Origin of the sequence: Legionella pneumophila subsp. pneumophila str. Philadelphia 1, from assembly GCF_000008485.1 — a bacterium.
Lineage (GTDB): Bacteria > Pseudomonadota > Gammaproteobacteria > Legionellales > Legionellaceae > Legionella > Legionella pneumophila.
The window spans coordinates 567,166-579,839 of record NC_002942.5 but is presented as its reverse complement, the minus strand read 5'-3'; the positions used below and the strand labels follow the sequence as shown (position 1 = coordinate 579,839).

The window sequence follows — 12,674 nt, the reverse complement described above, 5'->3', positions numbered from 1 at the left end:
CAACCATTAACCAACCTTCCATGAAAACTCATCCTTCTATATCTCAATAGTAAAATGATGCCGGCAGGAATGATGACAAAAACTGCCGGTCAAGGTGCCAATCTACGGTGCGTCCATTCATGACCATGCCGGTAATAATGAATTCGATCATGTAATCTGTTATCTCTACCCTGCCAAAACTCAATCTCATCCGGGATTATCATATATCCACCCCAGTTTTCCGGTCTGACTACGGGTTTTTGGCCATATTCTTCAATCAACTGATTTAAAGCATCTTCTAAAGAAATCCTATCCAGAATTTCTTGGCTTTGGGGAGAAACAATCGCACTAAACTGACTTTTTAAAGGTCTGGAGGAGAAATAAGCATCGGATTGCTCGCTACTGATTTTTTTTACTCGACCACGAACACGTACTTGTCTTGCCATTTGTGGCCAATAAAAATTAAGTGCTGCATAAGGATTCTTTTGGATTTGCATTGCCTTGGCACTTTGATAATTGGTATAAAAGATAAAATTACCGTTCTCTAATCCTTTTAATAAGACAACTCTGGAATCTGGATAGCCCTTTTCATCTACTGTAGACAGAACCATTGCAGTGGGATCATTTTTTTCATTTAGTAATACATCATCAAACCATAGTTTGAATTGAGAAATGGGATCATTTTCAGCGGATTCTTCACTGAGCTGCAACTCACCATAATCTCGTCTAATATCCGCAAGACTTCTAAATTTGCTCATAGCAAACCTTCACTAAAAAAATGTAAATAATTATACTCTCTAAAATTTATAATTTGCGATACATTTTACAGTTAAAATTTTTCAATCGACTTCTTGCATAAACTGATTATTTTCAGGACTTATGAGAAACCCCATGGCCAAGGCAAAAGTACTTTTAATGAGGGAATATGGCAATAAACTAAATTAAAAAAATTTTTAACAACGAGATTGGGGGTCCTAAGACCTGATTTTGTTTTAGGGCAGGTTATGAAATGGATCTAATCTTATTTAACCAAGTAACAATATTATCATGATGTCTGTTGGGCTGCGCTTGATACACAGCACCAACATGATTCGAGGAAAAATCACCAATTTATCTTAATCAGTTCCTATTTCTATAATGCAAGAGCTGTTAAGTAAGAAAAAGTATTTTCTTACCAACCAGTTACCTCAGCTATTGCATCTCCCAGGTCAGCAGGAGATCGAACTGTTTTCACACCAGCCGCTTCCAGTGCAGCGTATTTTTCTGCTGCGGTCCCCTTCCCACCAGAGATAATTGCTCCAGCATGGCCCATACGCTTTCCAGCAGGTGCTGTGACTCCAGCGATGTAAGATACTACAGGTTTTTTTACATGAGACTTAATGAATTCAGCTGCCTCTTCCTCTGCTGAACCACCAATTTCTCCTACCATGATGATAGCTTCTGTTTTAGGATCTTTTTCAAATAAAGACAAAGCGTCAATAAAGCTGGTTCCTGGAATAGGATCGCCACCTATTCCTATGCAGGTACTTTGACCAAACCCTTTATCAGTAGTTTGTTTTACTGCTTCGTAAGTTAAAGTTCCAGAACGTGAAACGATTCCAACTTTTCCGGGTAAATGGATATAGCCAGGCATAATACCTATCTTGCATTCACCTGGTGTAATTATTCCTGGACAATTTGGACCAATTAATCGAGCCTGTGTATTGTTTTCTATATACACTTTTACTTGCAGCATATCCAATACAGGCACACCCTCTGTAATACAAACAATCAGTTTAATACCTGCTTCTGCTGCTTCAATAATTGAATCTTTACAAAATGGTGCAGGAACATAGATCACACTGGCATCTGCCTTGGTTTCCTCGACGGCTTCACGCATGGTATTAAATACAGGCAGTCCTAAATGCATTTGACCACCTTTGCCTGGAGTAACCCCCCCCACCATCTTGGTTCCATAAGCCAGTGCTTGCTCTGTATGATAAGTACCTTGCTTTCCAGTAAAGCCCTGACATAGCACTTTTGTATGTTTATCAACTAATACACTCATTGTTAACCTCGTAATCTAATGGCATATCTGCTTTAAAAACTACCTTACCAATAATGCCAAAATTAATTTATTCTTTATTCGGAAACTGCTGCTACAATTTTCTTGGCTGCGTCTGTCAAACTCGTTGCAGCAATCACATTCAAATTGCTTTTATTCAATATCTCAGCACCTAACTGGGCATTATTACCTTCCAGTCTGACAACAACAGGAATTTTTACATCCACTTCTTTTACAGCAGCAAGAATTCCATCAGCAATAAGGTCACAACGAACGATACCACCAAAAATATTAACTAGAATTCCTTTGACTTTTTCATCTGACACAATAATCTTCAAAGCTTCACTGACTCTTTCTTTTGTGGCGCCTCCCCCAACATCCAGGAAATTAGCCGGCTCACCACCATGTAATTTTATCACGTCCATGGTAGCCATAGCCAAACCAGCACCATTTACCATGCAACCTATTGTCCCATCCAAAGGAATATAATTAAGCTCCCAATCACTGGCACGATTTTCTCGATCATCTTCCTGAGAAACATCTCGCATATTTTTCAGTTTAGGCTGTCGGAATAAAGCATTTCCATCGATATTAATTTTTCCATCCAGACAAATTAGTTGCCCTGATTTTGTTATGACAAGCGGATTTATCTCTAATAGACTTAAATCACACTCAACAAACATTTTCCCTAATCCCATCATCAAATGAGTGAACTGTTTGATTTGATCGTCTTTTAATCCAAGTTTAAAAGCTGTTTCACGACATTGAAAGGGCATAACACCAACTAATGGGTCAACAACCACCTTGAAAATTTTTTCAGGTGTTTCATGAGCAACCTTTTCAATTTCAACACCACCTTCTGTAGAGGCCATAATAACAACTCGTCTGGTGGATCTATCAACAACAGCACCGAGATATAATTCCTTGTCTATTTCGCAGGTTTCTTCAACCAAAATAGCATTAACCGGTTGGCCTCTGGCATCAGTTTGATAGGTAACCAAGCGTGTACCTAACATGGATTTCGCAACTGCAGCCAATTCATCCTTGCTAGAAACCAGTTTCACCCCACCAGCTTTACCTCTACCACCAGCATGGACTTGTGCTTTCACAACCCAGCGAGAGGTTGATAATTGAGAAGCAACGAGCAAGGCATCCTCAACATTATAAGCGACCTCACCACGAGGAACTGGTAAATCATAGCTCGCGAATAATTGCTTGGCTTGATATTCATGTAAATTCATTCTAATTACCTTTTTAAAAAAGCAAGACCCGTCAAGACGGGCCTTGCAGTTAAACATGACTCATTAAACATTAAGTAAAAGTCGAGACGGATCTTCCAACAACTCTTTAACACTTACTAAAAATTGTACAGAATCTTTTCCATCAATTAAACGATGATCATAAGACAAAGCAACATACATCATAGGACGGATTACTATTTGCCCTTTCTCTACAATAGGTCTTTCCTCAATTTTATGCATCCCCAAGATACCTGTTTGCGGTGGGTTGATAATGGGAGTAGCTAATAATGAACCGAATACTCCACCGTTGGTTATGGTAAATGTTCCCCCTTGCATCTCTTCCATAGACAGCTTACCGGTTCTGGCTTTTGATGCCGCATCATTAATGGCTAATTCAATTTCTGCCATGCTTAATTGATCAGCGTCTCTAATTACCGGAACAACTAAACCTCTTTCAGTAGAAACAGCAATTCCTATATCATAAAAACCATGATAAACAATATCTTGCCCATCAATGGAAGCATTCACGGCCGGGAATCGTTTCAGCGACTCTACTACTGCTTTTGTGAAAAAAGACATAAATCCAAGTTTTACACCATGTTTTTTTTCAAAACTATCCTTATACTGAGAACGCATGTCCATAACTGCCTTCAAATTCACTTCGTTAAAAGTGGTTAACATGGCAGCGTTGTGTTGTGCTTGTAGTAAACGTTCCGCAATCTTGGCTCTTAGTCTCGTCATAGGGACACGTTTTTCTTCCCTGCCGCCAAAGGAAAGTGCTCTCATAGAAGGTTCTTTTTGAACTTCAGCGGTTTGGTTTGCTTTTTCTCTATTAGATTCTATATAAGATAAAACGTCTTCTTTGGTTATCCTGCCATCTTTACCGGTACCTTGAATCTGCCCGGCTTTCAAATCATTTTCAGCCATCATCCGTCTTACTACCGGACTGGTTGATTTATCTTCTTTTGTGCTAACTGATTCACTTTCGGAAATTTTTATTTCTTCTTTTTTGACAGGTTTCTCTTCTTTCTCAGTTTTTTGAGATTCTACAGAAACACTTTGAGAAATTTTTGCCAGTAAGTCTCCTGAACCAACCGTATCTCCGGTATTAAACAGAATGTCAGACAATACCCCATCCACAGGTGATGGAACTTCAAGCACAACTTTATCTGTTTCCAGATCCACTAGGTTCTCATCGCGAGATACTTTATCACCCACTTTCTTATGCCACGCAGCCACTGTTGCATCAGCTACTGACTCGGGTAGAACAGGTACTTTGACTTCAATAGACATGGTTATACCTTCTCTTAATATTATATTGTTTAGATTTATTTTTTACCAAGTAATGCTTGCTCAACCAAAGCAACTTGTTGCTCCGCATGCAACCCGGGACTACCAACTGCAGGTGCAGCAGCAAACTCTCTGCCAGCATATTGCAAGGTTTGGTCAGAACGCAAGCAATCACGCATATTATGCTGAGAAGAGAACCAGACTCCTTGGTTTTGTGGCTCTTCCTGACACCAGACAACTTCATTAGCCTTTTGATATTTCTCCAATTCAGCCATTAATGCTTTTTTGGGAAATGGATACAATTGCTCTATACGGACAATCGCTACGTGGTTTAAGTTTTTATCGCGGCGCATTTGCAATAAATCATAATAAACCTTACCACAGCATAACACCACCTTTGTTACTTTTTGTGCGTCCAAGGCATCGATTTCCGGAATCACTGTGTGAAATTTTCCTTTAAACAAAGCTTCCAAAGGTGAAACAGCCAATTTATGTCGTAAAAGACTTTTGGGAGTCATGACAATTAAAGGCTTCCTGAAATTACGAATAACTTGTCTTCTTAACAAATGAAATATTTGTGCTGGAGTTGTTGGAGTGCATACTTGAATATTGTGCTGTGCACAAAGCTGCATATAACGCTCCAATCGGGCAGAAGAGTGCTCAGGGCCTTGTCCTTCATAGCCATGGGGTAAAAGCATCACCAATCCGCACAGCCGCCCCCACTTTTGCTCACCGGAACTTATAAATTGATCGATAACAACTTGTGCTCCATTTGCAAAATCACCAAATTGAGCTTCCCAAATAACCAGGAAAGATGGCTCAGACGAAGCAAAGCCATATTCAAAAGCTAATACCGCTTCTTCAGAAAGCACTGAATCTATTACAGTAAAATAACGTTTGGGACTGGTTGAGATATGTTCCAAAGGAATAAAAGTATCGCCTGTTTCAATATCGTGGAGTACGGCATGTCTATGGGCAAAAGTTCCTCGACCACTATCTTGCCCAGAAATTCTTACTCCGTAGCCTTCATGTAACAAACTGGCATAAGCCATGATCTCGGCATAGCCCCAATTCATAGGGATTTCACCAGCGGTCATTTTATTTCGTTCAGCTAACAAACGCTCCACAACGGGATGCAGTTTCATTCCATCAGGCAATTTGTTTAATTGGGATGAAATTTTTTCCAATTCTTCCTTGCTAATGGTTGTGTCTACTTTATCCGTCCACTTGGCATTTATATAAGGAGTCCAATCTAAAGATTGCTTTCCTTCATAATCTTCATGAACCAAATCGACAACCGCTTTACCCTTATCCAATGTTTCTCTGTAGGAATCAACTAACTTGTCTACTTCTGATTTGGTTAATAAATTAGCGCTGACCAATTGTTCCCCATATTTTTCACGTAATGTGGGCATGGATTTGATTTTTTTATACATCTTTGGCTGAGTCACAGAAGGTTCATCCGCTTCATTATGGCCATGACGTCTGTAACAGACCAAGTCAATTACTATGTCTCGCTTAAACTTCATTCGGAAATCAAAAGCAACCTGGGTAGCAAAAACTACTGCCTCAGGATCATCTCCATTGACATGAATGACTGGTGCCTGAACCATTTTGGCAACATCTGTACAATAGAGAGTTGAACGGGCATCCAAAGGATTGCTCGTTGTAAATCCTATCTGATTGTTGATAACAATATGGATTGTTCCACCAGTACAATATCCACGCGCCTGGGAGAAATTAAAGGTTTCCATAACCACACCCTGACCTGCAAAAGCGGCATCGCCATGAATGACAATGGGAACTACTTTATCCTTTTTAGCCAAATCGTTGCGTCTTCCCAAACGTGAACGTACAGATCCTTCAACTACTGGCCCTATAATTTCCAAGTGGGAAGGGTTAAATGCCAAAGCCAAGTGCACAATAGCGCCTGATTCTGTTTTTATGTCAGAGGAAAAACCCAGATGATACTTCACATCACCAGTTCGCTCGTATTTAATTTTTCCTTCAAATTCTTGAAATAATAGTCCTGGCTCTTTACCAAGGACATTCACCAATACATTTAGGCGCCCTCTGTGTGCCATTCCAATGACAAGCTCTTTCACATTGTTTATACCCGATCTTCTAATGAGTTCTTTCATCATTGGAATTAAAGAATCTCCCCCCTCAAGAGAAAATCGCTTTTGACCAACATATCGGGTTCCGAGATAACGCTCCAAACCGTCTGCCGCTATCAAGTCTTTAAGGATATTCAATTTTTCCTGTGGACTGAATTCAGGACATCCGCGTACTGATTCCATTTTGTTTTGTAACCATTCAGTGACTTCCGTATCAGAGATATGCATATATTCTATGCCTATACTGCGGCAGTATGTTTCGCGAAGGGCGTTGTATATTTCCCCCAAGGTCATCTCTGGCCCATTAAAACTGGTGCCAGCAAAAAAGGTACGATTTACATCTACATCGGCAAGATTATGATAAGCAAGCTCCAGCCGTGGCACTGGCATACGCTCCGTCATTTCCAATGGATCTAGCTTTGCGGCAAGATGTCCTAATGATCTAAAATCATTAATCAGACTGGCAACCTGGTACTGCTGACTGTCTGCAATTTGAATTATTTTATTAAGCTTCTTATCAGCATGCTGCAAAAAATATTCGCGAATGTCCCTATGAGATACTTCTTTGGTAGCACCATTTACTTTGGGTAAAGCGCTAAATACCGCTCTCCAATCCTCTGACACTGAATCAGGGTCTGCGAGGTAATCCTCATAAAGACTATCAACATAAGCCATACTTCCTCCAGACAAATAGGAAGAAGCCCATTCTTTTTGCAGATCAGAACTGCTCATTATCATTCTCTCCAAAGGGTTCACCCAGAAACTTTCTGAGTAACAAGGACTGATTTATTACGTTTCCTGCGTCAACATTTGCGTGCGAATTTTTGCAATCGCTTGCGTCGGATTGAGTCCCTTCGGGCATACATTCGTGCAATTCATAATAGTACGACAACGAAATACACTGAAAGGATCTTGTAATAAATCCAAACGATGTTGCGTTGCTTTATCACGACTGTCTGCTAAAAAACGCCTTGCTTGTAAAAGTCCAGCAGGGCCTACAAATTTATCAGGATTCCACCAGTAAGAAGGACATGAACTGGTACAACAAGCGCATAAAATGCACTCATACAAGCCATCCAATTGTGCTCGCTCTTCAGGAGATTGTAACCTCTCTCGAGCAGGCGCTACTTCATCATTCTGTAAATAAGGCTCAATGCGCTCATATTGCTGATAAAATTGTGTCATATCAACTGCCAAATCACGAATGACTGGAAAACCTGGTAAAGGACGTATGACAATTTTATCTGTTTTTAATTGTGAAATATGTGTAATGCAAGCTAATCCATTAGTCCCATTGATATTCATCCCGTCAGAGCCACATACTCCTTCTCGACATGACCGCCTGTAAGTAATAGAAGGATCTTGCTCAGCTTTCAAGCGCTCAAGCAAAGTAAGTAACATGGGATCGCTTTTAGCCGGGATTTCTATCTCATAATCTTTCATGTAAGGCTTGGCATCCACCTCAGGATTATAGCGATAAATCGACAGGATTAAATTTCTACTATCAGCCATAAAATATCCTCATTAGTAAACGCGTTCTTTCGGCTCAAAAGGCTCGACATACTTGGGTGAGGTATTAACCGGACGATAATCTATCACCTCACCTTCCTCAAAATACAATGTGTGTTTAATCCAGTTTGCATCATCTCGTTTTGGATAATCTTCCCTGCTGTGCGCTCCTCTGCTTTCAGTTCGCGCAATTGCAGATAAAGCCGTTGCATAAGCTGTTGCCATTAAATTATCCAATTCCATAGCTTCAACGCGTTCTGTATTAAAAATTTGACTTTTATCATCAAGTTTAGCATGTGCTAATCGATCGCGCAGAGCTTGTAAACGTTTCAATCCTGAAGCCATTACCTCACCTGTACGGAATACTCCAAAATCTTCCTGCATTACTCTTTGCATTTCATCTCGTATTACCGCATGGCTTTCACCATCCTTTGAGTTTTCCCAGCGCTCATAACGCACCAGGGAAGCCGCTACATCGTCTTCACTCACATAAGACATATCAGGCAATTGATTTGATTGCCATAATTCTTCAACATGTATCCCGGCTGCACGACCAAACACAACCAAATCCAATAAGGAATTACCGCCTAATCGATTGGCGCCATGCACCGAAACGCAGGCACATTCGCCTACCGCATACAATCCCTCCACCACATGCTCTTTGCCATCAGTTTTAGTTATAACCTGGCCATGCATGTTGGTGGGTATTCCTCCCATACTGTAGTGGCAAGTTGGAACAACTGGAATCGGCTCAACAATTGGATCTACACCGGCAAACTTCATTGATAACTCGCGAATACCAGGCAAGCGAGACATGATCAAATCAGCGCCTAGATGATCAAGCTTTAATTTAACATGATCGACGCCTTTTGGATCAAATCCCTTCCCTGCCCGAATTTCCAAAGCCATAGCGCGAGCGACCACATCCCGGGAAGCCAAGTCCTTTACTCTGGGAGCATAACGCTCCATAAAGCGTTCACCATCTTTGTTTATTAAATAGCCGCCTTCACCTCGGCAACCCTCCGTGACCAGAACACCAGCACCCGCTATGCCAGTTGGATGAAATTGCCACATTTCCATGTCTTGAAGAGGTATACCAGCTCTTAGTGCCATTCCAAAGCCATCGCCAGTATTGATAAAAGCATTCGTTGTCGATTGAAAAATTCTACCGGCTCCCCCAGTCGCCAAAATACAAACTCGAGTCTGAAAAAATACAATCTCGCCAGTCTCCATACACATGGCAGTAACACCTGCAATTCTTCCTTGTGAGTTTTTTACCAGATCGAGAGCATACCATTCACTAAATACATGAGTTTTAGCTTTTAAATTCTGTTGATAAAGGGTATGCAGCAAGGCATGCCCGGTTCTATCTGCCGCAGCACAGGTACGGGCCGCTTGTTCTCCACCGAAATGTTTTGACTGGCCACCAAACTGACGTTGGTAAATTTTTCCATTATCCATTCGTGAAAAAGGTAGCCCCATATGCTCCAGTTCATAAACTGCTTCAGGGCCAGTTTTACACAAATACTCTATACAATCCTGATCACCAATGTAATCAGCGCCTTTCACGGTATCATACATGTGCCAACGCCAATCGTCTTCATCAGCATTGCCCAAAGCCGCTGTAATACCGCCTTGAGCCGACACAGTATGTGAGCGGGTTGGAAATACTTTTGATAACAACGCTACTTTTAAACCAGAATTTGTCATCTGGAGTGCAGCACGCATTCCTGCACCACCAGCTCCTATAATTACCGCATCAAATCTGTTACGTGCCACTGTCATGCTATTGTCCCCAAATGATCATAAGGCCCCAGATAAATTGAGTAAGGAGCCACAAAACAACTAATAACTGCACTGATAAACGTATAACAGTACATTTCATATAATCTGTAGTTACTGTCCAAATACCTATCCAGGCATGCAATGTCAAAGCCATCAATCCAATTGTTGTTGCAATTTGAAATGCCTTGTTAGTAAACAAAAGATGCCATTGAGAAAAACTTAAATCAGGATTTGCCAATATAAATCCAAACAAAAAAATTAAATAGGCTGCAAAATAGACAGCGGTAACTCGTTGAATTAACCAATCCTTTAACCCATTTCCTGTTAAACTGGTGACATTGTTTACCATATCCAGATTCCTAGAAAAATTGCCAAAATAACTGCAAGAACTATAATTGAAACGGCTGACATACGGCCAGCACGAAGACTCTCACCAAATCCCATATCCATTATCAGGTGTCTTATACCTGCGATGACATGATAAATCATAGAGGCTCCAAAAGCCCATAGCATAAGTTTATAGAAAGGATTGGCTAACATTGTTTTAGCCTGTACAAAAGATTCCTCTGACTGCAAGGAACAACCAAGAATAAATAATACGAAGGGAAATAATAAAAATATCAGAACTCCTGAAATCCTATGTAATATCGATGCGATAGCCATAGGCGGAAATTTCAGACTGCTTAAATCAAGATTGATCGGTCTTTTCTTGTTCACTATTAATTTCTTCCTCATAAGAAAATGTCATCAATATACTTTCTTCTAAATATTGAATCCCATTCAATTATTTCACATTCACCCTTTAGACTTATTGAGAAACATAATTCATTAAGTATACTGCGCAACAAATGGCTTTGAAAAATAAAAAAATTGGGTCTTAAAAACTATTTAGAATTACTAAATTTCAATTCATGCATGGGAAGTATAGCACTCTGTTTTTATCACGCAAAGTTCAGTTTATAAGGAAAATGAATAGTCCATTGGCCAATTACAAAAACCCGTACTATGATTACATAATGTGAGTAAATGGAAGTCTTTATGATCACAAAAAGACCTATATATAATCAACAATTAAAATGTGTCGCCTTTGAAATATTATCCTGCCGCAATGTAATGCTTAATGAAGAATTAACAAGGCAACTTTATGATCTCATTTACCACACAGACACCCAATTACCTTTATTTGTTCCTTTTTCCCTAAAAAAATTGCTTGAGCAATTTGAAACACCAATCAATAACCCCATTATTTTAAAATTATCCGCAGATGAAATCGAATCAGTTTATTCACTAACTGAACTACAAGATTCTCTATTTTCTATTGCTTTGCTAATTAATACCCCTCAACAATTGGCTTGGCTAAATTTTGCCGAATACATAGGACTGACTGAGCAGTTAATGAGTAAATCGGATGTAACTAAAGTAGTACAATACAGTAAGGCAAAAAATCGTAAAATCATTGCTTATGATCTAAATCAACACGTTAATTTTGAAAAATGTAAAGCGATGACCATGGATTATTACTGTGGTGATTTCCTGCTTAACTCCATTGCAGAGGAAGGCACAGAAATAGCGGCAAACAAATTAAATGTACTTCAACTCATCCAGGAATTACAAAAAGAAGATTGCGATTTAAACGAGATCACTCATATTATCCAAGCTGATCCATTACTAAGCTATCAACTTCTAAAACTGGTCAATTCAGTTGGATTTTCCAGCGGACCAAGCATAGAATCCATCGATCAAGCCGTTGCAAGGCTTGGCATCATCAACCTGAAAAAATGGGTTATGCTGTTTTCCATGAAAAATATCTCTGATAAACCTATAGAAGTATTGGAGTCAGGTTTAATCAGAGCCCATATGGCGGAAGAACTCGCTAAAAAAAGCTCGAATATTTTCAGTCAAAGTGCCTACACTGCAGGATTATTATCCATATTAGACTGTTTATTAAACAAACCCATGCCAGCATTGGTAGAACAAATTACTCTGGCTGAGGAGATAAAAGATGCTCTGACAAATAAATCAGGACCACTAGGAGATCTATTGTCTTTGGTAATCGCTTATGAAGAAGGGCATTGGGAAGAAGTAACTCAACTTAACATCAATGGAATTGATTTAAGTCAATTATATATTGACAGTTTAGCCTTGGTAAGCCAGGGTACAAAAATCATGAGTAACTGATTGCGCAACAATTTAAACAATATTCTTTTTATTTTTCTATACCTGACGCAAGCTTCTATTTAAGTAACAAAAAATTTAGAATGTGTTTTCCTAAATGATTATAATATTCCAAAAATTAATAATTGAAATCAATGCAGGATATGTATTCATTATGTTTTTCATCAAATATACTGGCGCAATGATTTATGATTTAATCATCCTATCCATTTTATTTTTTGCATACACCTCTGCCCTGCTCTTATTCACTCATGGACAAGCCATTCCTCCTGCTACCCGTTGGTATCAATTTTCATTATTCAGTATCATTTTTGTTTATTATTATGGTTCTATTCGATTTGGTGGACAAACTATAGGTATGAAAGCCTGGAGATTTAAACTGACAACTGACTCTGGTAAAAAACTATCAAGACAACAAATTATCGCCCGATTTTTTTATTTTATTCCTGCCACTTTAATAGCCCCTTTTTGCTTAAAAGGGAATTATAAGCTTTTGCATCAATGGACCCAAACTGGTTTTAAAAAAGTTTAAAA

General features: G+C 39.4%; 11 protein-coding genes. 2 read left to right on the top strand and 9 right to left on the bottom strand.

The window, feature by feature from the left end; genetic code table 11:
* Nucleotides 1–89: 89 nt before the first annotated feature.
* The 9 genes from pdxH to sdhC all read right to left on the bottom strand — a co-directional run bounded on the left by pdxH (nucleotide 90) and on the right by sdhC (nucleotide 10,682).
* Nucleotides 90–737: a pyridoxamine 5'-phosphate oxidase gene (gene pdxH, locus LPG_RS02675; RefSeq protein ID WP_010946283.1), complete on the bottom strand. Its 648-nt coding sequence runs from the start codon at nucleotides 735–737 to the stop codon at nucleotides 90–92.
* Nucleotides 738–1,150: 413 nt separating this feature from the next.
* Complete coding sequence (gene sucD, locus LPG_RS02670; RefSeq protein ID WP_010946282.1) at nucleotides 1,151–2,026, bottom strand: succinate--CoA ligase subunit alpha; 876 nt, start codon at nucleotides 2,024–2,026, stop codon at nucleotides 1,151–1,153.
* A 74-nt stretch (nucleotides 2,027–2,100) separates the two neighbouring features.
* On the bottom strand, nucleotides 2,101–3,264 hold the full coding sequence (gene sucC, locus LPG_RS02665) for an ADP-forming succinate--CoA ligase subunit beta (protein WP_015444794.1): 1,164 nt from the start codon (nucleotides 3,262–3,264) through the stop codon (nucleotides 2,101–2,103).
* A 63-nt stretch (nucleotides 3,265–3,327) separates the two neighbouring features.
* Entirely contained in the window at nucleotides 3,328–4,557 is a 1,230-nt protein-coding gene (gene odhB / locus LPG_RS02660; RefSeq protein WP_010946280.1) for a 2-oxoglutarate dehydrogenase complex dihydrolipoyllysine-residue succinyltransferase, read from the bottom strand.
* Nucleotides 4,558–4,592: 35 nt separating this feature from the next.
* Complete coding sequence (locus LPG_RS02655; RefSeq protein ID WP_015444795.1) at nucleotides 4,593–7,403, bottom strand: 2-oxoglutarate dehydrogenase E1 component; 2,811 nt, start codon at nucleotides 7,401–7,403, stop codon at nucleotides 4,593–4,595.
* A 57-nt stretch (nucleotides 7,404–7,460) separates the two neighbouring features.
* The gene (locus LPG_RS02650) at nucleotides 7,461–8,183 is read right to left on the bottom strand and encodes a succinate dehydrogenase iron-sulfur subunit (protein ID WP_010946278.1); all 723 of its coding nucleotides are present in this window, start codon (nucleotides 8,181–8,183) and stop codon (nucleotides 7,461–7,463) included.
* Nucleotides 8,184–8,195: 12 nt separating this feature from the next.
* Complete coding sequence (gene sdhA / locus LPG_RS02645; protein WP_010946277.1) at nucleotides 8,196–9,965, bottom strand: succinate dehydrogenase flavoprotein subunit; 1,770 nt, start codon at nucleotides 9,963–9,965, stop codon at nucleotides 8,196–8,198.
* A 1-nt stretch (nucleotide 9,966) separates the two neighbouring features.
* Nucleotides 9,967–10,314 carry a succinate dehydrogenase, hydrophobic membrane anchor protein gene (gene sdhD, locus LPG_RS02640; RefSeq protein ID WP_010946276.1) on the bottom strand — a complete coding sequence of 116 codons (348 nt, stop codon included), beginning with the start codon at nucleotides 10,312–10,314 and terminating at the stop codon, nucleotides 9,967–9,969.
* Nucleotides 10,308–10,682: a succinate dehydrogenase, cytochrome b556 subunit gene (gene sdhC / locus LPG_RS02635; RefSeq protein WP_015444796.1), complete on the bottom strand. Its 375-nt coding sequence runs from the start codon at nucleotides 10,680–10,682 to the stop codon at nucleotides 10,308–10,310. Before sdhC ends, sdhD begins: the two co-directional genes overlap by 7 nt.
* A 321-nt stretch (nucleotides 10,683–11,003) precedes the next feature.
* Between sdhC and LPG_RS02630 the strand changes: the two genes are divergently transcribed.
* Entirely contained in the window at nucleotides 11,004–12,143 is a 1,140-nt protein-coding gene (locus LPG_RS02630) for an EAL and HDOD domain-containing protein (protein WP_015444797.1), read from the top strand.
* A gap of 151 nt (nucleotides 12,144–12,294) precedes the next feature.
* Entirely contained in the window at nucleotides 12,295–12,672 is a 378-nt protein-coding gene (locus tag LPG_RS02625) for an RDD family protein (RefSeq protein ID WP_016356734.1), read from the top strand.
* Nucleotides 12,673–12,674 lie beyond the last annotated feature (2 nt).